We start from the raw sequence: 22,511 nt of genomic DNA, 5'->3' as shown, positions 1-22,511 counted from the left end.
CGCCAACATTGGAGTTTCTGTGGGAATCATGAAAAAGCTTCGCCTGGCAGCGTACGCTGCGAGTCTCTTCGCCGTCGCAGGCGTGTTGCCGGCCGCGCCGGCGCAAGCTCAGGGTCTCCCGGCCGACAATGGGCAGACGATCGACACGATCGCCGCAGTCGTCAATGACGGCGTGATCACGCAGCGCGAACTCGACGGCCGCGTCGAGCTCATTTCGCGTCGTCTGCAGCAGCAAAACGCACCGGTTCCGCCCGCGGACCAGTTGCGGGCGCAGGTGCTCAACCAGATGGTGCTGGAGCGCATTCAGCTCCAGAAGGCGAAGGAAGACGGCATCACCGTCGACGACACCGCCGTGCAGCGCACGCTCGAGCGCCTCGCCCAGGCGAATGGCATGGACCTCGCCACCTACCGCGCGCGTATCGAGGCGGCAGGCGTGCCCTGGGCCACGTTCATGAACGACGCGCGCACCGAACTCACGCTCTCGAAGCTGCGCGAGAAGGAAGTGGACAGCAAGATCACGGTTTCCGACGCCGAAGTCGCGAACTACATTGCGAGCCAGCGCGGGCCGAACGCCGGTCAGGCGAGCGACCTGCACTTCCAGCACATCTTCATCAAGGCGCCGCTGAACGCCTCCGAAACCGACATCGAAGCCGCCCAGGCGAAAGCCAACGCGTTGCTCAAGGAGGCGCAGTCGGGCAGCAAGTTCGAGAGCCTCGCGAAGTCCAGCTCGCAGGCGAGCGACGCGGGCAAGGGCGGCGACATGGGCTTCCAGCCGCCGTCGAAGCTGCCGCCCGAATTCGTGACCGCCGCGTCCACGCTGCGTCCGGGCGAGGTGAACCCCACGGTCATCCGCACGAACGACGGCTTCGAGATCGTGCGTCTCGTCGAGCGCCGCCAGGGCCAGGGCACGGCCGCCGACGCGCCCAAGCTCGTGCAAACGCACGTGCGCCACATCCTGCTGCGCGTGGGCGACGGCATGTCCGAGCCCCAGGCACGCCAGAAGCTGCTCGAAATTCGCCAGGAAATCGCGGCGGGCGCCGACTTCGCCAAGTTCGCACGCACCTATTCGCAGGACGGCTCTGCATCGCAGGGCGGCGACCTCGGCTGGATCAGCCCGGGTGAAACGGTGCCCGAGTTCGAGCGCGCCATGAACACGCTGCAGGACGGCCAGCTCAGCGAGCCGGTACGCACCGAATACGGCTACCACCTGATCCAGGTGCTGGGCCGCCGCGACGCCGAAGGCTCGGTCGCCCAGCAGATGGACCTCGCGCGCCAGGCCATTGGCCAGCGCAAGGCCGAGCAGGCTTACGCCGACTGGCTGCGCCAACTGCGTGACAGCGCCTATGTCGACTACAAGATCGCGGGCATGACGCCGCCGCACAACTGACCGCTTTAGAAAGGATTCGAGCCATGAACGCCTCCGCATCGTCGTCGCCGGCTCCGCGGAGGGCGGGGCCAATCCGCATTGCCATCACCACCGGCGAGCCGGCGGGCGTCGGCCCCGAGTTGACCGCCGCCGCACTGGCTGGCGCCTCGGCGCACTGGCGCGATGCGCAGTTCGTCGTGCTCGGCGACAGCGCGCTGCTCGAATCCCGCGCGAAGGCCGTGAACGTCGACTGGGCCGCCGTGCTGGCCAGCCAGCCCGTGCAGGTCGAGCATGTCGCGCTCGCCGCACCCGTCAAGCCGGGCAAGCTCGATGCCGCGAACGGCCGCTACGTGCTCGCGCTGCTCGACCGCGCGATCGACGGCGCCGTTGCCGGCGAATTCGACGCGATCGTCACGGCACCGCTGCAAAAGAGCACCATCAACGACGCGGGCGTGCCTTTCACCGGCCACACCGAATACCTCGCGGAACGCACGAACACGCCGCGCGTGGTCATGATGCTGGCGGGCACCGGCGCACGGCCGCTGCGCGTCGCGCTCGCCACGACGCACCTGCCGCTCAAGGACGTGCCGGCGGCGCTCAGCGTAGACGGTCTCGTACAAACGCTGCGCATCATCGACCATGACCTGCGCCGCCATTTCGGCGTGCCGCTGCCGCGCATCCTGGTGACCGGCCTGAACCCGCATGCGGGCGAGAACGGCTACCTGGGCCGCGAGGAAATCGACGTGATCTCGCCGGCGCTGGCCGCTGCCGCCGCGCAAGGCATCGACGCGCGCGGCCCCTATCCTGCCGACACGCTGTTCCAGCCGCGCTACCTCAAGGACGCCGACTGCGTGCTGGCGATGTTCCACGACCAGGGCCTGCCGGTCCTGAAATACGCGACGTTCGGCGAGGGCATCAACGTGACGCTCGGCCTGCCGATCGTGCGCACCTCGGTCGACCATGGCACCGCACTCGACCTCGCCGGCACCGGCCGCGCCGACGCGGGCAGTCTGATCGCCGCAATCGACACCGCCGTTTCGATGGCGCGCCACCGGCGCATCAACTGATTGAATCCAGAAAAGATGTCCAATAGCAGCAGACAGCACCAGGGCCACTTCGCGCGCAAGCGCTTCGGCCAGAACTTCCTCGTCGACACCGGTGTGATCGACTCGATCGTCGACGTCATTCGCCCGCAACGCGGCGAGCGCATGGTCGAGATCGGGCCGGGGCTCGGCGCGCTCACCGAGCCGCTCATCGAACGCCTCGCCACCCCCGAATCGCCGCTGCACGCGGTCGAGCTCGACCGCGACCTGATCGCGCGCCTCACGAAGAAGTTCGGCCCGCTGCTCGAACTTCACGCCGGCGACGCGCTCGCGTTCGACTTCGGCTCGCTCGCGGCGCCGGGGGAAAAGCCCTCGCTGCGCATCGTCGGCAACTTGCCGTACAACATTTCGAGTCCGCTGCTGTTTCATCTCACGGCGTTCGCCGACCGCGTGATCGACCAGCACTTCATGCTGCAGAACGAAGTGGTCGAGCGCATGGTGGCGGAGCCGGGCAGCAAGGCGTTCGGCCGCCTCACGGTGATGCTTCAGTATCGCTACGTGATCGACAAGCTGATCGACGTGCCGCCCGAATCGTTCCAGCCGCCGCCCAAGGTGGATTCGGCGATCGTGCGCATGATTCCCTACGCGCCGCACGAACTGCCGAAGGTCGACGAAGCCGTGCTCGGCGATCTCGTGACGGCCGCCTTCTCGCAGCGTCGCAAGATGCTGCGCAACACGCTCGCCGATTATCGCGAGCGCCTCGACTTCGACGCGCTCGGCTTCGATCTGGCGCGCCGCGCCGAGGAAGTGCCGGTGGAGGAGTACGTTCGGCTCGCGCAGGCGCTTGCCGGCGCGGGCGGCGCTTGAGGCACGCGAGCGGCGTCAGGCGCGCCGCTTCATGGGCTCCTTCGCGGGCCCTTTCGCAGGCACGTTCACGAGCGCGATGCCCGCAAGCACGAGCAGGGCGGCCGCGAGAAAGCGGCTGCTGAACGTCTCCCCGAGCAACAGCACGCCGAACGTCACGCCGAAGAGCGGCGTGAGAAACGAAAAGACGGACAGGCGCGACGCCATATAGCGCGTAAGCAGCCAGAACCATGTCAGATAGCTGACGAACGCCACCACCACGGCCTGATAGCCGAGGCTCATCACCGCGAGCGGTGTGACCGCGCGCACTTCCGCCTGGCCGAGCGCCGCCGCGAGCGCGAGCAGTACGACCGCCGAAACCGTAAGCTGATAAAAGAGCGCCTTGCTCGCACTCACGCGCGCAAGCGGGGTGGAGCGCACGACCACCGTGGTCGCCGCCCACATCGCGCCGGCGAGCACGCCGAGCGCGTCGCCCGCCAGGCCGACGAGCATCGCATGCCTGCCGCTCGACGATCCGTTGTGCGCGAAACCATCTGCGAAGGCCAGCGCCATGCCGAGAAACGCCACCGTCACGCCGATCCACTGCGCACGGCGCATGCGCTCGCCGGGCGTGAACCAGTGCAGCCCGAGCGCCATGAAGCACGGCGCGGTATAGAGAAACACGGCCATGCGCGAGGCGCTCGTCATCGCGAGTCCGATGAAGATGCAGACGAACTCCGCGGCGAACAGGCCGCCCGCGAGCAAGCCCGCGGCGAGCGTGCCGTCGGCCCGAAAGAGCGGCGTGCCCCGGGCGCGCGCCCAGCCCCACACGAGCAATGCGGCAATGGCGGAGCGCAAGCCCGCCTGGAAGACGGGCGGCACCGACGCGTTCGCACTCTTGATCGCGACCTGCTGGAAACCCCAGATCGCGCAGAGGGCGATCATGAGGAGGACAGCCTGGCTGTCGGGCGCGCGGCGCGCGGGCAAAGCGGCAGTGCTCATCGAAGAACGCTCGGCGAGAAATGGCGGAGCGTTACGATAGCAAAAAAGCTTACGACGGGCCGACGAAGCCCCTACGCCGCAAGGGGAAGGCGCATGCGCCGCGCTCAGGCCGCCTGGTTGCGCTGTGCCTCGTAGGCCTTGAGCTGGCTATAGACGACGCGCAGCACCGAAAGCTCGTTCGACGCGTCCTGCTGCGCCGCCCCGCCTCGCTCGATCAGATCGCCGAGCACGTGGTCGGCTTCGATGCGCGCCCCGTTCAGCACATCGCGCAACATGGAGGCCGTGAGCGACGAGCCCGTTGCGAACAGCATCGCGCGCGAACGTTCGAGGAAGCTGTCGCGCACGGCATGGCCATGTGCGGCAGCGATCGCGCGGCATTCGGCGAAGAGGCGCTCGATGATCGCCGCGCCGTCGGGCGTGGCGAGGATCACGCCAATCGGCGCGCGGAAAAGACAGGTGCTGCCGGCGAGCGCCGCGAGGAACACCCACTTTTCCCACATCTCCTGGAGGATGTGCTCGCTCGCCTTCGCGTGGAAGCCGGCGTTGCCGAGCTGGTCCGCGACCGCCTGCACGCGCGGCGAGACGCCGCCGCCCAGTTCGCCGAACGTAATGGCCTGCACATCGTTCAGATGCACGATCTCGCGTTTCTCGTTGAGCGTGGAAGCGATCAGACAGACACCGCCCAGCACGGCCTGCGTGCCGAAACGCGCCTGCAGGACTTCGAGGTGGCGCATGCCGTTCAGCAGCGGCAGGATCGACGTGTTCGGCCCCACGGCAGCCGCGAACGAATCGATGGCGTTGTCGAGATCGTAGGCCTTGCAGCTCAGCAGGACGAGATCGAACGGCTTCTCGCCTGGGACCTCGAGCGTCTCGCGCGTGACGGTCTTGACGTCGCGCAGCGTGAGATCGCCGGCCGGACTGCGGATCACGAGACCGGCGTCGCGCAACTGCGCCGCGCGCGCCTCGCGCACGAGAAACGTCACGTCACGCCCCGCGGCGGCGAGCCGCCCGCCGAAGTAGCCGCCAGTTGCACCGGCGCCGACAACCAGAATCCGCATATCCACTCCTCGTTTATGACGCTTGTCGCTTGCAGTCAGTCAGCGAATTTGCCGCGCCGCGAGCGGCAGCAAATTCGGGATCGCGTCCATGCTAGAACAAATCGGCGCATCTTGCCGACGCCGGCAGGGGCGGCGGGTTTTTGGTACAGTCCGGTTTTTGACGACGGCAAAACGGAGTACACGATGCGCTTGCTGCACACGATGATCCGGGTCGGCGACCTCGATCGCTCGATCAAGTTCTACACCGAACTGCTCGGCATGAAACTGCTGCGCCGCGAAGACTACCCCGAAGGCAAGTTCACGCTGGCTTTCGTCGGATATTCGGACGAGCGCGACGGCACGGTGATCGAGCTGACGCACAACTGGGACACCGCCAGCTACGACCTTGGCACCGGCTTTGGACACCTCGCGGTGGAGGTGGAGGATGCCTACGCTGCCTGCGCGAAGATCAAGGAGCAGGGCGGGACGGTGGTGCGCGAGGCCGGGCCGATGAAGCACGGTACGACCGTGATCGCCTTCGTGACCGATCCGGATGGCTACAAGATCGAGTTTATTCAGCGGAAGAAGTAATCTGCTTCTCGGGGCGATGTCGGATGCGATGATGTCGCCTTTTTAAATTCACTTGTCCTTAAGTCGAATTACCGAATGTCCGGAACTTGAAAGGTAGTTATTGGGCATTTTATAAAAATTAAAATATATAAAGCCTTTTGGTCTCATTCGAGACATGAATTCCGTCGCTTTCGGCGAGTTCGATTCCGCATGGTTCATGCGCTAATTCTGCTGCTCACGACGAAATTCCGTATTCCTGGTTCGATGAGCTGAACCGAATATTTCAAGAAGAATTTCTGCCGGCCGTCGCTTTGCTTGAATCGTCCCGTGATTTGACTTTGGATTGTGTGCCATCGGCCTGGCACCGTGCGGATACGGGCCATTTAACAATCTCCCCCGTTTGGATTCTTATCATTTAAGAATCTTCCTATATACGCAAGGGCGACCTTAAGCGAGACTCCGTTTTTCAGCCCATCAAGTAGAAACCGGTTTGCGAAAGAGTGAAAGAACGCTGCGTACGCCAGTACGTCGACCGGTTGCAGGTTGTTCCGGGATTCGCCTCAACGAGTCCTGTTCGCGCCATCACGTTCTCAAAGGTGTGTCTGCATCGATCTACTGCGATCGCAGCCATGGCGAAGAAGAGTCTATGCTTTCGACTGCTCATACCGATACTTCAGTGCACATCTGGAATGGTGGCACGCTGGCGCGTTTCTCAGACGCCGCTGTGATTGCCGCAGGCGCAGTCCTCACTACCGGTTCGCTCCGTATTTCCGATTGGTCGGGGTGCGACAGCGCCCTGGTGTCGATTTCCATTCTGGTCTCGCTCATGCTCTTCCCCGCGTGCGGAATGTACTGCATTTCGCGCCAGCGCGTTTTCTGGCGCTGCGTCTGCGTTCCCATGCTTGCGTGGCTGTTTGCGCTGTGCGCCTCGTGCTTCTGCGTCATGGCGCTGCATCACGCGTATCGCCCTTCCATTGAGTGGCTCGAGACATGGGCGTTCGTTTCGGCGACCGGCGTTGTGCTCCCTCGCGTCGTTGCGCATGGAGTCTGTCTGAGGCTGATGGGGCAAGGTACCCGAATACGCACGGTTGCAGTTGTCGGCAACTCGGGGCATTGCCAGCAGCTCATTCGCAAGGTAAGCACAACGCGAGATTCCATGTATCGCGTGACTGCTGTGTTCGACACCGATCCGCAAGCTCATGCCAATCCTCCGGGCTTGCCGACCTTCCGCGACCGCGAAGCGTTTGCGGCATACATCCGCAATACCCGTATCGAAGAACTGTGGCTTGCCGTGCCTCTTTCGGAGGGGCAGACGATCATCCCTTTCCTTAGGCTGTTTCGCAGCGACCTGATCAATATCCGTTTCATCCCGGATGTGAGCGGTCTTACGGTCTTCAATGCGAGTATGGCGAATCTGGACGGGACGTCCGCTATCAATCTGGTGGCGTCTCCGGTTTCGTCGCATTGGCTGATCGGTAAGGAATTGTTCGACCGCGTGTTCGCACTGTGTGTCGTGCTGTTTCTCGCACCTGTTTTTCTCGCAATCGCCGTGGCCGTGAAGTACTCGTCGCCGGGCCCTGTGCTGTTCATACAGCGCCGCAAGGGTGCGAACGGGAAGATCTTCAACATCTACAAATTTCGCAGTATGCGTGTGCACGTCGAGGCAGAAGGGGTGCTGAAACAGGCTACGCGTAATGACCCGCGCATCACGCGGGTTGGCGCGTTCCTGCGTCGCACGAGCCTCGACGAGCTACCGCAATTCCTCAATGTCTTACGTGGGGAAATGTCCATTGTCGGGCCGCGTCCTCACGCCATTGAGCACGACGAGCTTTATCGGGACATCGTGGACGGATACATCCATCGATATCGTATCAAGCCGGGCATTACGGGTTGGGCGCAGATCAATGGCTTTCGTGGCGAGACCGATCGCATCGAGAAGATGCAGGGGCGTGTCGCACACGATCTTTATTACCTCAGAAACTGGTCCTTCTGGCTAGACGTCCGAATTGTCATCGCCACGATCTTCAAAGGGCTTGTTCATCGTAACGCTTACTGATCGTGGAAATGTGGAAGTGGTGAAACGAATGAAAAGCTCGTTTTCTCAGAAGACATGGCGCACGCTACACGCTGGCGCGCTTCGGATTTCCGGATGGAGTGCGGCTACCGTGCTGTGTTCGATGTTGGGCGCGTGCGTCGTCGCGCCGGGTATGCGCATGTCCACTTCTCCTCGCGCGCCGGCGGCCACCGCCGCATCTACGGAAGTGGCGGGCGCGCCCACGGCGACGCACGTGGTCGACGCGACCGAATCCACGCCTGAATTGCCCGTCACGGAGCTGAACATTGCACTTGTGCGGCGCATGCAGGAAGACCGCGCCAAGGACCAGCGAGCTCAGCTGGATCTGCTTTCCACCGTGCCGCAGGCTTATACCATCGGAGTTGGCGACGTGCTGCAGATCGTCGTCTGGGATCATCCGGAGATTGCAGCGGCCATGGGTGGAACGCAGTCGCAGGCGTCAACGCGCCCCGGCGACCCATTCTCGGGCTTCGTCGTGGATCAGTCGGGCAATCTGAGCTTTCCCTACGCCGGCACAATGCATGTGGCGGGGCTTCGTATCGAAGAGGTGAGGCTCCGTCTGGCGTCCGCACTAGCAAAATACTTCGTCAAACCGCAGGTGACCGTGCGCATGGCGTCGTACCGCGCGCATGAGGTTTATGTTGACGGCGAAGTGCGCAATCCCGGTGTCGTCGCAGTAAACGACGTGCCGATGTCGCTATATGAAGCCATTTCGCGCGCGGGCGGGTTCGCCGATACAGCCGACCAGAGCGATCTCGTGGTTATCCGTAAAGAAACGACGCTGCACATCGATCTGACGCAAATGCTGGCACGTGGTGTCAGCCCGTCGCGCCTTTATCTCCGTCCTGGCGACGTGTTGCGCGTCACGGCGCGCGACGAAAACGACGTGTACGTGATGGGCGAGGTCAACAAGCCAGTCTCTGCCATTCCGCGTCGCACCGGCCGCATCACGCTGGCAGACGCCATCGCGCAGGCGGGCAGCGTGAATTCGTCAACGGCCGATGCTGCGCAAATGTTCGTGATTCGTGGGACCTTGAGCAGTAAGCCAGAGGTCTTCCATCTCGACGGGCGTTCGCCGGTAGCCATGCTTGTCGCGAAAGAATTCGACTTGCAACCCAAGGACGTCGTCTATGTGGATGGTAACGGCCTCGTTCGCTTCAATCGTGTGTTGACGCTGCTGATTCCCGCGATCAATGCGGGGCTGACAGCAGGACTGGTGGCGAAATGACCCGGCGCGTTTTGAGCCGGTGAACCGGCATCCGCGGTGAGCGCGATCCTGGTCGCATTGGCGAGATGCCCTGTTGTTCGATCCACGGTTCTGCCTGGCGCGCGGTGCGGAATCCGGGTGATCTTCTCCAGCGATGAATACGAGATTGCCATTGCAGGTGCCGTGATATGGAACGTTTGACGTTCGGGAAAGACACGCGGCGCAAGGCGCCCGTAACCGGAAAAAATCGGGAAGAAGCTCCAATGTTTTCCAATGTAATCATTCTTTGTCACGCTAACGTGTGCCGAAGCCCCATGGCGGAAGCGTTATTCAAGCAGTCTTTTCCGGCTATCTCTGTCTCGTCTGCAGGCTTCGACGCAGAACCGGGTCGATTGGCGGCGCCGTTCTCGGTGGCGGCGATTAAGGAGCTAGGCATCGATATCAGTGGGCACAAGGCCACGCGCATCTCGCGCGAGCTGGTTGGCGAAGCCGACCTCATCTTAACGATGAGTCGCGAACAGGTGGCCGATCTGCACCGGCTATTTCCGCACGCTCGCGGAAAAGTATTTCGCATCGGGCATTTTTTTGATGTCGATATTGATGATCCGGTTAATTGCGGATTTGAGAAATTTCGCGTCTGTCGAGATCTGTTGAAGGAATCAATAATTCGATGGTCTAAATATATAGGGGAGGAGGTGGATCATTCCTCGTCTGTAGAAAACAGGATCGGGAAGTGAACACACCAATTCTCTCGCATTCAAGCGATTCGGAAAACCAGGAATTCAAGCTCGCTGTACTGCTGGATGTATTCATCATCTACCGGAGCATGATGCTTTGGATATTCGGAATCGTAGTTGTGTTAGGCCTGGCTGCGGTATTGCTATCGGATCCAGTGTACGAAGCCGACATCCTCACGCAAGTCGACGAGAGTGATGCCAGCACGACGGCGTCGTCGTTGCTTGGGCAGGATATCGCGGCGATGTTCAACGTGAAGTCGTCGATGGATACCGAAACGCAGGTGATCCAGTCGCGATCGGTCATTTCGGCAGCCGTCGACAGTCTTCGGCTGTTCATTGATGCCTCGCCGGCACGATTTCCGATCGTTGGGAATGCGATTGCGCGCAACGTTAAAGGGCTCTCGAAACCAGGCTTGTTTGGTCTCGGGGGGTTCACGTGGGGCCAGGAGCGAATTGACGTCGCCCGCTTCGACGTGCCTGACGAACTTGAGGGAGCAAAATTCAACCTGACTCTCATTGCACAGGGGAAATACCGGCTTACTGGGCCAGGCATGGACGGTGCAGCCATCGGCCAGACCGGCCGCGATGAGACATTCCTTACCGAAGCCGGACCCGTCACGCTGAATGTTGCCTCCATTACGGCGCACGCTGGAGCGCGATTCGAAATCAGCCGCGAATCTCGGCTGGAGACCATCAATCGACTTCAGCGCGATATTTCGATAAGTCAGCAGGGCAAGGATTCAAACGTTCTCCGTGTCCGTCTGCGCGGCACCGACGCTTCATTGATCGCGGCGATCCTGAATGACATTGCCAGCCGATACGTCAAGCAGGACGAAGCGCGCAAGACCGAAGATGCGGAGCGCTCGCTCAAGTTTCTCCTGGGCCAGGTCCCCGCGCTGCGGGAAAAGCTGGACGCGTCTGAGCGTGCCTACGCGGAGGCACGGCGTACATTGGGGTCGGTTAACGTCGATGCGGAAGCGGCAAGCGCTCTCCAGCGGTCCGCGGATGCTGAAACCGCACTGGTGCAGCTCGAGCAAAAGCGTGCGGCTGCCGCGCAACTGTACGCGTCGGGCCACCCGACCATCGTGGCATTGGATCGAGAGATTTCGGTGTTGCGCGGCGAGTCGGCGGCTTTGGCGCAGCGAATCAGTCAGTTGCCTGATACCGAAAGAAAGATCGCGCAGACCGCTCGAGACGTCAAGGTCAACAGCGATCTTTATGTCGGCCTTCTGAACAACATAGAGCAATTGCAACTGCTGCGCGCCGGACGCATGGCTAACGTCCGAATACTCGATGGCGCCGTGGCGCCTGATCGCCCCATGCGTTTTCGGCGCATGATCCTTGCGCTAGCTGTCCTGATATTCGCGGCGTTCACTGCGATCTGCGCCGCATGGATCAGGGATAAGCTGTATGGTGGAATTTCGGATTCACGCGAAATTCAGCGAGAAACCGACCTGAAGGTGGCCTCCGTCGTTCCATTGAGTCGGGCTTATCGTTCAGGAGTACTGCGCCGGTTCCGGACTGCCAGGCGCACGAGACTCCTGGCGTTCGCCGACCCTGCCGATCCAGCAATCGAGAGTCTGAGAAGCTTCCGGACCGGGCTCCAGTTTTCGATGGTGGATGCATCGAACAACATCGTCATGTTCACAGGTCCTTCGCCGTCGATCGGAAAATCGTTCATATCGTCAAATGTCGCGGCGTTGATCGCGAGCTCCGGTAAGCGCGTTTTGCTGGTTGATTGCGACTTGAGGCGCTCGGCTCTGAGCGACTCATTCGGGAGCCTCGGCGGAACGGGGCTCAGCGATGTCATTGCTGGTATCGCGAGCATCGAGCAATCGGTGAGGAGGATTGGCCAATCGAATCTGGAATTCCTTAGCGCGGGAAGCCCGAAGAAAAACGCCGGCGATCTCCTTACAGATCCAGGCGTTGCTGGATTATTCAAGACACTGGCAGAGATCTACGATGTCGTAATTCTCGATACGGCGCCCGTCTTGCCGGTTTCAGATGCAGAGACTCTTGCGCCTCTGGCTAAGGGAAACGTATTCCTGGTCGCTCGCGCAGGCACGACAAGAATCGCCGAACTGGAGGAATGCGAGCGGCGCCTCGGCATGGTCGAAGTCGAAGTGAACGGTGTGATCCTGAACGGCATCGATCCGAGAGCAGGGCATTTCCGCTACGGCATCAGATACGGCACCTATAAATACGGCCGCGCGGAACAGAGCGTTGCGGGCGGAAGTCAATGAGCACGCGAGCCCGCGACACGTGGAGTCTGTCGCTATTGACGGCCAGCGCGCTCGTATCGGCGGTATGTGCGTTTGCGGTACAAGTCGCACTTGCGAGAAGCCTGACGCCAACCGATTTCGGCAATTTTTCGTCCGCAATGGCGGTAATTACACTCATCGCTCCCGCCGTTGGGTTTGGTATCCCTGCATATTGGCTCAAGATATTTGGATCCGAAGGATGGACCGCATTCAGGTGGATGAACGCGTCCGTGCGGTTTGTGCTTTGCAGTTCTCTGGTGTGTGTCGTCATCGCGAGCTTATGGGCGTGTACGCAAAGCGCCGAAGTGCGAACCAGCATCGTCATGCTGCTGCCAGTCCTGCCTGCGCAAAGTGCCATAGAGATGGCTGCGGCGAGGTTTCAGATCGAGGAACGTTTTGGGTATGTGGCAATTTGGCAGATTCTTCAGAGCGGAGGCCGAATTGCACTTCTGTTGATGTGCAGTGCCCTAGGTTTGGGAAGCGAGTCTATCGCTTTCGGATTCGATGTAGTCGCCGCAATCGTCACCATCGGCGCGTGGTTATCGATCGCTTCTCTCCGGAACGGCAAAGCAAATATCGCTGGGCACGGGGATAGACCTGCCGCCTATGCCGCACAGCGGCAGACAGGGGAGCCGACAATGGTCGACGTAGGGCGAGGTGCCATGCCGTTTGGCCTTGCCAGTCTGCTCTTTTACGCATATGGGCAAAGCGGGATTATCGTGCTCACGCATCTAGGAACCGCGCGCGACATTGCTGCTTATAGCGTGGCGACGACAATTTTGTCCGGGCTCTACCTTGGGCCGAGCGTGCTGTTTCAGAAGCTACTCATGCCACGGTTTCACCGATGGGCGGCGCTGGGCGACGAGCGCCTGCTGAAAGCATGGCGCAGAGGCAACTATTGGATGATCGCTTCGGGGATTCTCGTTGCCGGAATCACTGCGTTGGTGGTGCCGTTCGCGGTTCCACTGATATTCGGGGAGAAATATCTGACTGCTGTTCCCGTAGTTATCCTCATGACTATATGCGTACCGCTTCGATTCCTCACGACGAGTACATCGTCGATCATGACAACGTCAAACCTGCTCCGAATACGCAACTATTGCGCAATGGCCGCAATAGTGGCGAGTACCGCTGCGGGCTTTACGTTCATTCCGACATGGGGCCTGTGGGGCGCGGCATTTTCAGCGATTGTCGGTGAGACGGTTTGGGCCGCCTTGTCGATTCTCAGCGCGCGGCGCTACTTGCTGCGAGTGGCCGTCAAGAGCGCAGCGAAGCAGCCATGCCGGATGGGTGAGAACGACACGCGCGACAGCCTTCCGTCTTTCGATACGGCCATCGGCTCGGAGGCGAAAGATCGCGACGCTTCGGCACAGGTGAGCGTGATCATTCCGTGCTTCAACTGCAGTCGGACGATCGAGCGGGCAGTGGAATCGCTTGCGGGCCAGACGCTCGCTCCGAGGGAGGTGATTCTGGTCAACGATTGCAGTACGGATGCGACGCCTATCAGACTGCGAAGCCTGGCCGATCGCTATGAGGCAGGCTGGATACGCGTCGTAGATCTGGATCGGAACAGTGGTCCTGGGCGCGCTCGCAATGTGGGCTGGGAGCACGCGTCGCAACCTTATATTGCATTTCTGGATTCGGATGATACGTGGCATCCGGAGAAGCTCGAAATCCAGTATGGCTGGATGAGCCGCCATCCCGGTGTGGCGATTACCGGACACCCCGTGGTCCAGATAGACGAGTCAACCGACGTCTCCGTGCAGCCGCTTCCGGCCGTGGGCGAGCCCAAGGTCGTGCCCCGTTGGCGCGTGCTCTTTTCGAACCGCTTTACACCGTCAAGCATTGTCATGCGCGCGGATTGCGCGGCGCGTTTTGATGAAAGCAAGCGTCACGCGGAAGACTATTTCATGCTCCTCGGCGTGTGCCTCGTTGATCGAGGGGCAGGATATTTGTTTTCGACGCCGCTCTCCTATGTGTATAAGGCGCAGTTCGGCGCCGCAACCGGATTGAGCGCCCAACTCTGGAAGATCCAAAAGGGTGAGCAGGACAATTATCGTCATTTCTGGAAAATCGGTGCGATCAGTAGAGCGGAATGGATGTGTTTTTCAGTGCTGAGCGCCGCGAAGTACTTGCGACGATGCATCCTCGCAAGAAAATTTGCATAGAAGAAATGCCGATTATGAGGTGCGCCTGCATCAGGCATGACGCTATATGGCTTATTACCTTTTCCCTCTGCTAGTTTTCTATCTCGGAGTGGCGCTCTGCATCAGCTATGGCGGGACCAATTCGGTCGTCATTGCGATCGCGTCGATTCCGATGGTCGCGTTGGTGGTGCTACGAGGCCATTGCGGGACGGATACCGCCGCTTACTACGACGCGTTCAGAGCGCTTGGCGAAGGCGGCAGCTACGGCGGCGAACCGTTCTTCAATGGCTATGCGTTGCTCCTGTGGACGATATATCCAGACCCCCGGTTTGTCGTAAATGGCATATCGCTGACGACGTGCCTGCTGCTCCTGTGGGCAATCTCGAAGGATCGCTATGGCGCGTGGTTCGGTGGCCTGGTGCTCGTCCCCGCGATGTTTTACGAACTGACGATGAACGTTATGAGATTTGGACTCGCGGCGTCGATCTTTCTCATCGCCACGCGCGTGCCGCCGGAGCAGCGTCCTGTTCGTTACGCAGTATTTGCGTTGATCGCCACCGGTACGCATTTTTCTTCCATTCTGTTGTTCCTGATTTTTTTGGCGGCAACGCGACCTGGAAAAAAACTGGTCATTATTGGCTTATTTTTTTTGGCAACCGTTGCGTCATTTCTGCTTCCGGCGTACCTCGGTGAGAAAGCAAATCTATACGGTGAGATGTCAGCGCCGAATGCCTCGTCCGGTCTGCTTTTCCTCATATTGCAGGGTTTGTTACTGGCTGTCATGGTTTTAAATCGTCGCGACTTTAACATCCCGACCGCAGGTTGGTGGGTCTTCGGAATCCTTTGCGCGCTCTTTTATCTGCTGACCCAAATCACGTACGCGGGAATGCGTTTCCAGTTGCTACTTTTCGTGCTTATGGTCTCGGTCATGTGGCGGCAATTTGCGCCGCGGCACGGTCGAGTCAGTGCGCGACTCCTGGGCTGGCTTTTTCTAATTGGGTTGATTGCCCTGGCGGGACGCGCACACAACATGTCGGGCGAGACCGGACGAACAGAGTCGCCGTTTTTACCCTATCGGGTTGCCCCTGCGCTGGAACAAATGGAGTAAGAGGTTTATGCGGCAAAACATTATGCACGTGACCGAGGCTCTCGGGGGCGGGGTTCTTCATTGCATCGCTCTACTCGCAAACCGGCAGGTCAGCGCGGGCGACCATGTAACGATCGTTCATTCCATACGAGCGGATACCCCGTCGGAAGCAGAACTTGACAAGACTCTCGACAAGCGGATTCGTCGACGTGTGGTCGGTATGAAGACCGACATTGGAGTTCATGACGTTGCTTCGACAATTGCGCTATTTCATGAAATATGGAAAACGCGACCGGATATTATTCACTTGCATTCGTCCAAGGCTGCCGCGCTCGGGAGAGTTGTCGCGCGATCGCTGGGCATGGCCGGCCGGACAATCTATTCACCGCATGGATTTTCGTTTCTCAAGCAGGATATATCGAAAAGGAAAGCCAGGTTCTATCTGATTATCGAACGTCTGCTTCACGCGATGGGCGGAAACATCGTGGCCTGTTCGAGAAGCGAGCGCCAATATGCCAGCCGCCTGCTGGGCCACGCGCAGCGAATAGGTCTGGTGGAGAACGCTATCGATACGACCGCACTGACAACTCGCAAAATGGGTGTTGAAGGCCGCACGACAACGATATGCACATCGGGCCGGGTGGCATATCAAAAGGCGCCTTGGCGGTTTTCGAAGCTCGCACGATCGATCAGCGGGGACAAGCGCGTCGGCCCGCCGCCGAAATTTGTCTGGTTTGGCGATGGCGATGCCGATTCGGTGAATGCATGGGTCGATCGGAGCGTTGTCGAATTAACGGGATGGGTAACCACGTCGGATTTGCGCCAGCGTCTGGCCGAATGCGATCTGTTTGTTCTTCCCTCGCTGTGGGAGGGAATGCCGATCGCATTGATAGAAGCGCAAGCGTTGGGATTGCCGGCGATCGGCAGTCGCGTCGTCGGGAATCGGGACGTGATCCAGCATGGTGTGACCGGATTTCTGGCCAGCAACGATGACGAATTGGCAATGTATGTCAGGCAACTCGCGGGCGATCCTCCGTTGCGGGCGCGTATGGGAGCGGCGGCGCGGGAAAAAGCGCTTGCACGATTCGGCAGCGAGCGTCTGTTTCGTTCTTACGTGCACATTTACCGCAGTCTGCTAACCGCAGGTGTTCCAAAGACGAGATCGATGGCGTTCGGGAAATTGAATCGTGGCGGAGTGATGGAATGACGGATGTCGAGAAGAAAAGCGCGGTCGCCATGACGCTGGGGGCTTCCGCCCAACCAGGGCGCCGCGAGGAATCGATCGGCAAAAGGCGCAAGAGGGGAATCTTCAAGATTGCCTTTTTCGGATTTTACGGCCGAAACAATTTCGGCGATGACTTGTTTGGATTTATCCTCCAGGCGATTTGCACGTCGAGAGAAGATCTCGTCGCGCAAGTCGTAGGCGCTTCTTCGAAACGGGAACTCGGACGTGCTTTCCGCCTTCCGTTCGTTCAGCGATTTTGGCGGGCACGCGGAGCAGGCGGCGCGCTCGCACGATGCCTGACGTATGTTGCGGCGATCGCCTGCGCAGACGCCGTGGTCTTTGGAGGCGGAACGTTGTTTGGCGCAAATGCATCGATCGGCTTTGCGCGATTCACTACCCGCATCGGTACATGGTTGCGGCGGCCCCTTGGAGCGCTAGGCGTATCAGTCGGGCCGTTCAGCTCGGATGAACGACAACGCGCGTTTGCTGGCGTCATCGAGCAGTTGTCCTGTATTGCAGTTCGCGATGAGTCGTCGGTCAAAGCGGTGAGTGCGTTGGTCGGTCGGCGTCCGGCCAATCTGGGCGATCTCGCGTTTTGCTTGCCAGCTCTTTATACCCCTGTTTGGGGTCGCGCGCGAATGCGCACCTTGGTGGTATCAATCCATCTGGACGATTACACCGATACAGTACTGGAAATATTGGACGAGGTTGACCGGTCGCGCCTGGCGGACGAGGTGATGTTCCTCTCGCTCGACGAAGAGAGCGTGGCGGCAACCGGAGATATCGCGAGGCTCTTCGAGCCGAAGCATGTGCGTGTGTGTCGCTACCGGTACGCGGGGTCGATTGCGGAGGTAGTTGATCGGCTCGCAAACGCTTCCTGCGTGGTGACGTCGAAGCTACACGGAGCGATTACGAGCTACGTCTATGACGTTCCGGCTCTTCTGTTTTGCTATCAGCGCAAGTGTGTCGAGTTCCTGAACGATTGCGCCTTGCCGGGGCCGAGGGATCCACTGCCGGCGGCGGCCGACTGCGTGGCGACCGTGAAGAAAATGTTGGCGGCGAAATGCGAGAGTCGTCAATTCGCGCGTGCGGCCGATCACATGGAGGCATTCGGGCGCTTTCTCGAAGAGATGAAGAATGATCGACCGAATGCCGGCGAGCGAGCCGGTCCTGCATAGCTTTCGAACGCCGCGTGACCCTGCACGTAACTCAGCGGATTCGGCGCGACGTTCACATCCCCGGCACCATCTCCGGCGGATGCTGCTTAAGCGCCTTCCGCGCCTCGCGAAACTCCGGAAAAATCGACTCCACCGTTTCCCAGAACCGAGGGCTATGGTTCATCTCGCGCAGGTGAGCCAGTTCATGCGCGACGACGTAATCCACCACGGAGAGCGGAAAATGAATCAACCGCCAGTTCAAGCGAATCCGGCCTTCGCTTGAACAGCTTCCCCAGCGCGTAGCCGCCGAAGAAAGCGCGTAAGACCGAAAGGCAACGCCAAGCTTCGCCGCATACACGTCGAGCCGCTCGCCAAAAATGCGCTTTGCCTCTGCCTGAAGCCACCCGGTCACGCGGTCCTTGATCTGCTGCGCGTCCGCGTGCGGCGGGAGCGGCAACACGAGCACGCGAGTTTCCTCGTCGAATGCGAGCGAAGCCGCTCCGAGTTTCACAGTAACCGGTTTGCCAAGAAAAGGCAGTTGCGCCCCATCGCCCCAGTTCACGCGCGGCAGCGCGCGCTGCTCCGTGCGCGTCTGCCACTCGGCGAGTTTCGCGAAGATCCACCGCTGCTTTTCAGCGATAGCCGTTTCGATATCCGCCAACGTGACCCATCGCGGTGCGGTGATGCTGAGCCCCGACCCGTCAATCGCAAACCCGATCGATTTGCGCGACGATCGCTTGAGCTGGTAATGCAGCGTGCGCGCGCCAAGCGCGACAGTACGCAGCCGCGTACCGTCCGGCGCAAGCGGCGCCTTGCCGGGTTTTCCCGGCGACGGAGATGGCGGCGGTTCGAGAAAAGGCGAGGCTGCATCTGGCGCCCCGACGGGTGCCGGTTCGGCAAAGAGCGGCAAGTCGAGTTGCCGGTTGTCGAGTGCCGCGTTCGGGCGCGGCGTGGGGGACTTCTGCATCGTCAGGTCTGGTGCGGATGGGCGTGCGCGGCGAGGGCGCGTGCGCTGGTTCGTGGACCGTCCGCGGACCTCGTCTGGTGGCGCGGTAACGCCCGCAAGTCCCGCAAGCAGCGCGCGCAGATGCGCGGCAATCTTCCGCACGGCCCGAGGCAGCAGTCCTCGAGCGTCAAATGCGCGCCGCTTTCGCCGCCGCAGCATCTGTCTCGCGATACGCTTCAGGATCGATGCGCCGCATTTCCGCTTCGATCCACTTTTCCACGCGCGTGTTCACTTCGTCGGGCGTGAGTCCGGTCGTCTCGATCGGCTTGCCGATCGACACCGTGACTATACCCGGATATTTGATGAACGAGTTTCGGGGCCAGACGTGGCCGGCATTGTGCGCGATCGGCACTACGGGCGCGCCCGTCTCGATGGCGAAGCGTGGGCCACCGGTCTTGTACTTGCCCTGTTTGCCGACCGGTATGCGCGTGCCTTCGGGGAACATGATTACCCACGCGCCTTCGGCCATGCGCTGCTTGCCCTGGCGCGTTACCGAGGCGAACGCGTTCTTGCCTTCCTTGCGGTTGATGTGAACCATCTTCAGCATGCCCAGCGCCCAGCCGAAGAACGGCACGAACAGCAGTTCGCGCTTGAAGACGTAGCACAGCGGCCGCGGCATGAGCGCGGGAAACGCCAGCGTCTCCCATGCGGACTGGTGTTTCGAGAGCAGCACGGCCGGACCGTTCGGCAGGTTCTCCATGCCTTGCACGCGGTAGCGAATGCCATTGAGATGGCGCACGACGAAGAGCGTCGAGCGGCACCAGCCCACGGCCATCCAGTAGCGCCGCGCCGCGTTCATGAACGGGAACGCGATAAAGCAGGCCGTTGCGTACGGCATCGTGTAGGCGATGAGGTAGATGAACAGCAGCAGGGAGCGGATAAAGCGCATCGGTCGAGCCGGTCTGAGGCGCGCGCGGCGCGGGCCGGATCTCGTCCGGCGCGGCGCCGTGCCGCCGGGTTAACGTCATTGCCGGCCAGTGAAGGTCGACGGGGCGTGCAGTTTCGTCTGCGAGTCGACGTGAATCGACGTCCATGGCCCGCGTGTTCACGCAGGATCGTTTGCGAGAAAGTCGAGCGCGAAGCCGCGCAGATCGTCGTGGATCTTCGTGCCTTCGGGCAGGCCGCCCGCAGCGAGCGTTTTTTCTCCTTTGCCCGTGCGCACGAGGTGCGTGGGAAAGCCGAGCGTCGCGCCTGCCTGCAGGTCGCGCAGCGAGTCGCCGACAACCGGCGTGTCGGCCGGGTCGATCTCGAAGCGCTCCGCGATCATCTTGAGCATACCGGGCTTCGGCTTGCGGCAGTCGCAATGATCCTGCGCCGTGTGCGGGCAGAAGAACACCGCGTCGATGCGTCCGCCCACGGCCGCGGCCTGGCGGTGCATCTTCGCATGCATGGCGTTGAGCGTGGCCATGTCGAACAGGCCCCGGCCGATGCCCGACTGGTTCGACGCCACCGCGACGCGGTAGCCCGCCTGGTTCAGGCGGGCGATCGCTTCGAGGCTGCCGGGGATCGCGACCCACTCGTCGGGCGACTTGATGAACGCGTCGGAGTCAAGGTTGATTACGCCGTCGCGGTCGAGGATCACGAGTTTTCTGCTGGAACTGGTCGGCATGGCGTCGCGCTCAGTGGAAGGCCGGCATCACGCCGCGAGCCGCGAGATGTCCGCGACGCTGTTCATCTGGCGGTGCAGCGCCTTCAGGAGCGCGAGGCGGTTCGCGCGCAGCGCCGGGTCTTCGGCATTGACCATGACGTCGTTGAAGAACGTGTCGACAGTTTCGCGCAGCGCCGCGAGCGCCGTGAGCGCGCCCGTGTACTCGCGCGCGGCGAGTTGCGTTTCCACGCGCGGCGCGACCTGTTCGAGCTGCGCATAGAGCGCCTTCTCGGCGGCCTCGACGAAGAGCGCGATCTGCACGCCCGCGTCTTGCGCGCCCTCGGACTTCTTGAGGATGTTCGAGATGCGCTTGTTCGCGGCCGCGAGCGAGGCCGCCTCCACGAGCGCCGCGAATTCGCGCACGGCGTCGAGGCGAGCGACGATGTCGTCGAGACGCGTGGGGTTCAGCGCGAGCACCGCGTCGATCTCGGCGGCCGCGTAGCCGCGTTCGCGCAGCAGGCCGCGCAGGCGGTCCATGCAGAACTCGTAGATCGCGGCGGTCGGATCGGCCACGGCCGGCACGTTCGCGAATTGCGCGTACGTGGCGCGCAGCAGCTCGACGAGGTCGAGCGGCAACTGCTTCTCGACGAGAATGCGCAGCACGCCGAGCGCGTGGCGGCGCAGCGCGAACGGGTCTTTCTCGCCGGTCGGCGCGAGGCCGATGCCCCAGATGCCGACGAGCGTTTCGAGTTTGTCCGCGAGCGCGACGATCGTGCCAGTCGCGGTGGCGGGCAGCGCGTCGCCGGAAAAGCGCGGCTGGTAGTGCTCGGAGCACGCGATCGCCACCTCTTCGGGCTCGCCGTCGTGGCGCGCGTAGTAGGTGCCCATCGTGCCTTGCAGCTCGGGGAACTCGCCGACCATGTCGGTCAGCAGGTCCGCCTTCGCGAGGCGCGCGCCGCGTTTCGCGAGTTGTTCGGCGTCAGCACCGGCGCCGCCCAGCCGCGCGATCTCGCCCGCGAGCGCTTCGAGGCGCTCCACGCGCTGCAGCTGCGAGCCGAGCTTGTTGTGATAGACCACGTTGGCGAGCAGCGGCACGCGGTCGGCCAGCGGCTTCTTCTTGTCCTGCTCGAAGAAGAACTTGGCGTCGGCCAGACGCGGGCGCACGACGCGCTCGTTGCCCTCGACGATCTCGACCGGCGTATCGGTCGCGATGTTCGAGACGATCAGGAAGCGCGAGCGCAGGCGGCCCTGGTCGTCGGTGAGCGCGAAATACTTCTGGTTCGTCTGCATCGTGAGGATCAGGCATTCCTGCGGCACCTGCAGGAATTCCTCCTCGAATTTGCACGCGTACACGACCGGCCATTCGACGAGCGAATTCACCTCGTCGAGCAGCGCTTCGGGCATCACGACCTTGTCGCTGCCCGCCTGTTCGATGAGTTGCGAGCGGATCGATTCGCGCCGCTCGGCGTAGTTCGCGATCACGAAACCCTTGTGCTGTAGCGTGTGCGCGTAGTCGTCGGCGTGCGTGATGGCGATCAGGCCTTCGGAGAGGAAGCGGTGGCCGCGCGTGGTGTCGTCGGCGTCGATGCCGAATGCCGTGACGGGCACGACCTGGTCGCCGTGCAGCACCGTCAGGCGATGCACGGGACGCACGAACTGCACGTTGCTGCCGTCCGGACGCTGATAGGTCATGACCTTCGGGATCGGCAGCTTCGTGAGCGCTTCGTCGAGCACGGCCTGCAGGCCGTCGGCGAGCGTCGCGCCCGGCGCCGCGTAGCGCAGGAAGAACGCTTCGTTCTTGCCGTCGCTCGCGCGTTCGAGGTCGCTCACGGGGAAGTCGGGAAAGCCGAGCGCCGCGAGCTTCTTCGCGAGCGGCGCGGTGGGCTGGCCGTTGGCGTCGAGCGCGACGGAGACGGGCAGCACCTTTTCGCGCACCTGTTTTTCGGGCGCGACGCTGCGCACGTTCCTGATCGTCACCGCGAGGCGGCGCGGCGTGGCGTAACGTTCGAACGACAGATCGCCTTCGATCAGGTCGCGCGCGGCGAGGCGCTGCGCGATGCCTTCGGCGAAAGCGTCGCCGAGGCGCGCGAGGGCCTTCGGCGGCAGTTCCTCGGTCAGCAGTTCGACGAGGAGGGTGGCGTGATGAGCTTGAGTCATTGTT

Annotated in this window: 18 protein-coding genes; 12 read left to right on the top strand and 6 right to left on the bottom strand. The window is 61.7% G+C overall.

Features of this window, described 5'->3' with window-relative positions; genetic code table 11:
• Window positions 1-28 precede the first annotated feature (28 nt).
• Genes BLU17_RS24190 through rsmA form a run of 3 tightly spaced genes read left to right on the top strand, consistent with a single transcriptional unit; the run spans window position 29 to window position 3,276 of the window.
• Entirely contained in the window at window positions 29-1,387 is a 1,359-nt protein-coding gene (locus tag BLU17_RS24190; protein ID WP_483874362.1) for a peptidylprolyl isomerase, read from the top strand.
• Between the two features lie 23 nt (window positions 1,388-1,410).
• Entirely contained in the window at window positions 1,411-2,433 is a 1,023-nt protein-coding gene (gene pdxA / locus BLU17_RS24185; RefSeq protein ID WP_092002448.1) for a 4-hydroxythreonine-4-phosphate dehydrogenase PdxA, read from the top strand.
• A 15-nt stretch (window positions 2,434-2,448) separates the two neighbouring features.
• Entirely contained in the window at window positions 2,449-3,276 is an 828-nt protein-coding gene (gene rsmA, locus BLU17_RS24180; RefSeq protein ID WP_092002444.1) for a 16S rRNA (adenine(1518)-N(6)/adenine(1519)-N(6))-dimethyltransferase RsmA, read from the top strand.
• Window positions 3,277-3,291: 15 nt separating this feature from the next.
• Here the strand turns inward: rsmA and BLU17_RS24175 are convergent, their stop codons facing one another.
• Window positions 3,292-4,254 carry a DMT family transporter gene (locus BLU17_RS24175; RefSeq protein WP_092002441.1) on the bottom strand — a complete coding sequence of 321 codons (963 nt, stop codon included), beginning with the start codon at window positions 4,252-4,254 and terminating at the stop codon, window positions 3,292-3,294.
• A 104-nt stretch (window positions 4,255-4,358) separates the two neighbouring features.
• On the bottom strand, window positions 4,359-5,312 hold the full coding sequence (gene panE / locus BLU17_RS24170) for a 2-dehydropantoate 2-reductase (protein ID WP_092002438.1): 954 nt from the start codon (window positions 5,310-5,312) through the stop codon (window positions 4,359-4,361).
• A 183-nt stretch (window positions 5,313-5,495) separates the two neighbouring features.
• Between panE and gloA the strand changes: the two genes are divergently transcribed.
• The 9 genes from gloA (at window position 5,496) to BLU17_RS24125 (ending at window position 17,777) form a co-directional block, all read left to right on the top strand.
• Complete coding sequence (gene gloA / locus BLU17_RS24165) at window positions 5,496-5,882, top strand: lactoylglutathione lyase (protein WP_092002436.1); 387 nt, start codon at window positions 5,496-5,498, stop codon at window positions 5,880-5,882.
• A gap of 625 nt (window positions 5,883-6,507) precedes the next feature.
• Entirely contained in the window at window positions 6,508-7,917 is a 1,410-nt protein-coding gene (locus BLU17_RS24160) for an undecaprenyl-phosphate glucose phosphotransferase (RefSeq protein ID WP_092002433.1), read from the top strand.
• 28 nt (window positions 7,918-7,945) lie between these two features.
• Window positions 7,946-9,163 carry a polysaccharide biosynthesis/export family protein gene (locus BLU17_RS24155; RefSeq protein WP_245747004.1) on the top strand — a complete coding sequence of 406 codons (1,218 nt, stop codon included), beginning with the start codon at window positions 7,946-7,948 and terminating at the stop codon, window positions 9,161-9,163.
• 167 nt (window positions 9,164-9,330) lie between these two features.
• Window positions 9,331-9,879, top strand: a complete 549-nt coding sequence (locus BLU17_RS24150; protein WP_092002430.1) for an arsenate reductase/protein-tyrosine-phosphatase family protein — start codon at window positions 9,331-9,333, stop codon at window positions 9,877-9,879.
• Entirely contained in the window at window positions 9,876-12,122 is a 2,247-nt protein-coding gene (locus BLU17_RS24145) for a polysaccharide biosynthesis tyrosine autokinase (RefSeq protein WP_092002427.1), read from the top strand. Before BLU17_RS24150 ends, BLU17_RS24145 begins: the two co-directional genes overlap by 4 nt.
• Window positions 12,119-14,308, top strand: a complete 2,190-nt coding sequence (locus BLU17_RS24140; protein ID WP_092002424.1) for a glycosyltransferase — start codon at window positions 12,119-12,121, stop codon at window positions 14,306-14,308. The genes BLU17_RS24145 and BLU17_RS24140 overlap by 4 nt, the downstream gene beginning before the upstream one ends.
• 46 nt (window positions 14,309-14,354) lie before the next feature.
• Complete coding sequence (locus BLU17_RS24135) at window positions 14,355-15,395, top strand: EpsG family protein (protein ID WP_092002421.1); 1,041 nt, start codon at window positions 14,355-14,357, stop codon at window positions 15,393-15,395.
• 7 nt (window positions 15,396-15,402) lie between these two features.
• On the top strand, window positions 15,403-16,581 hold the full coding sequence (locus BLU17_RS24130; protein ID WP_092002418.1) for a glycosyltransferase: 1,179 nt from the start codon (window positions 15,403-15,405) through the stop codon (window positions 16,579-16,581).
• The gene (locus BLU17_RS24125; protein ID WP_092002414.1) at window positions 16,578-17,777 is read left to right on the top strand and encodes a polysaccharide pyruvyl transferase family protein; all 1,200 of its coding nucleotides are present in this window, start codon (window positions 16,578-16,580) and stop codon (window positions 17,775-17,777) included. The genes BLU17_RS24130 and BLU17_RS24125 overlap by 4 nt, the downstream gene beginning before the upstream one ends.
• Before the next feature lie 52 nt (window positions 17,778-17,829).
• On the opposite strand, the gene BLU17_RS24120 is transcribed toward BLU17_RS24125, so the two are convergent.
• The 4 genes from BLU17_RS24120 to glyS all read right to left on the bottom strand — a co-directional run bounded on the left by BLU17_RS24120 (window position 17,830) and on the right by glyS (window position 22,507).
• On the bottom strand, window positions 17,830-18,723 hold the full coding sequence (locus BLU17_RS24120; protein ID WP_092002411.1) for a M48 family metallopeptidase: 894 nt from the start codon (window positions 18,721-18,723) through the stop codon (window positions 17,830-17,832).
• 166 nt (window positions 18,724-18,889) lie between these two features.
• A complete protein-coding gene (locus tag BLU17_RS24115) occupies window positions 18,890-19,651 on the bottom strand; it encodes a lysophospholipid acyltransferase family protein (protein WP_092002408.1) in 762 nt (253 codons plus the stop codon).
• A gap of 156 nt (window positions 19,652-19,807) precedes the next feature.
• Window positions 19,808-20,371 (bottom strand): D-glycero-beta-D-manno-heptose 1,7-bisphosphate 7-phosphatase, encoded by a 564-nt coding sequence (gene gmhB, locus BLU17_RS24110; RefSeq protein WP_092002404.1) that lies wholly within the window; start codon window positions 20,369-20,371, stop codon window positions 19,808-19,810.
• 27 nt (window positions 20,372-20,398) lie between these two features.
• A complete protein-coding gene (gene glyS, locus BLU17_RS24105) occupies window positions 20,399-22,507 on the bottom strand; it encodes a glycine--tRNA ligase subunit beta (RefSeq protein WP_092002401.1) in 2,109 nt (702 codons plus the stop codon).
• Window positions 22,508-22,511 lie beyond the last annotated feature (4 nt).

It is taken from the genome of Paraburkholderia lycopersici (assembly GCF_900096975.1).
GTDB classification, from domain to species: Bacteria; Pseudomonadota; Gammaproteobacteria; order Burkholderiales; family Burkholderiaceae; genus Paraburkholderia; species Paraburkholderia lycopersici.
The sequence above is the reverse complement of the archived record's forward strand: the minus strand, read 5'-3'. Positions and strand labels throughout refer to the sequence as shown.

Excerpts from the sequence above, each read along its gene's own strand:
- BLU17_RS24190 (WP_483874362.1), top strand. The coding sequence starts at position 29 with ATGAAAAAGCTTCGCCTGGCAGCGTACGCTGCGAGTCTCTTCGCCGTC.
- pdxA (WP_092002448.1), top strand. The coding sequence starts at position 1,411 with ATGAACGCCTCCGCATCGTCGTCGCCGGCTCCGCGGAGGGCGGGGCCA.
- rsmA (WP_092002444.1), top strand. The coding sequence starts at position 2,449 with ATGTCCAATAGCAGCAGACAGCACCAGGGCCACTTCGCGCGCAAGCGC.
- BLU17_RS24175 (WP_092002441.1), bottom strand. The coding sequence starts at position 4,254 with ATGAGCACTGCCGCTTTGCCCGCGCGCCGCGCGCCCGACAGCCAGGCT.
- panE (WP_092002438.1), bottom strand. The coding sequence starts at position 5,312 with ATGCGGATTCTGGTTGTCGGCGCCGGTGCAACTGGCGGCTACTTCGGC.
- gloA (WP_092002436.1), top strand. The coding sequence starts at position 5,496 with ATGCGCTTGCTGCACACGATGATCCGGGTCGGCGACCTCGATCGCTCG.
- BLU17_RS24160 (WP_092002433.1), top strand. The coding sequence starts at position 6,508 with ATGCTTTCGACTGCTCATACCGATACTTCAGTGCACATCTGGAATGGT.
- BLU17_RS24155 (WP_245747004.1), top strand. The coding sequence starts at position 7,946 with ATGAAAAGCTCGTTTTCTCAGAAGACATGGCGCACGCTACACGCTGGC.
- BLU17_RS24150 (WP_092002430.1), top strand. The coding sequence starts at position 9,331 with ATGGAACGTTTGACGTTCGGGAAAGACACGCGGCGCAAGGCGCCCGTA.
- BLU17_RS24140 (WP_092002424.1), top strand. The coding sequence starts at position 12,119 with ATGAGCACGCGAGCCCGCGACACGTGGAGTCTGTCGCTATTGACGGCC.
- BLU17_RS24135 (WP_092002421.1), top strand. The coding sequence starts at position 14,355 with ATGGCTTATTACCTTTTCCCTCTGCTAGTTTTCTATCTCGGAGTGGCG.
- BLU17_RS24130 (WP_092002418.1), top strand. The coding sequence starts at position 15,403 with ATGCGGCAAAACATTATGCACGTGACCGAGGCTCTCGGGGGCGGGGTT.
- BLU17_RS24125 (WP_092002414.1), top strand. The coding sequence starts at position 16,578 with ATGACGGATGTCGAGAAGAAAAGCGCGGTCGCCATGACGCTGGGGGCT.
- BLU17_RS24120 (WP_092002411.1), bottom strand. The coding sequence starts at position 18,723 with ATGCAGAAGTCCCCCACGCCGCGCCCGAACGCGGCACTCGACAACCGG.
- BLU17_RS24115 (WP_092002408.1), bottom strand. The coding sequence starts at position 19,651 with ATGCGCTTTATCCGCTCCCTGCTGCTGTTCATCTACCTCATCGCCTAC.
- gmhB (WP_092002404.1), bottom strand. The coding sequence starts at position 20,371 with ATGCCGACCAGTTCCAGCAGAAAACTCGTGATCCTCGACCGCGACGGC.
- glyS (WP_092002401.1), bottom strand. The coding sequence starts at position 22,507 with ATGACTCAAGCTCATCACGCCACCCTCCTCGTCGAACTGCTGACCGAG.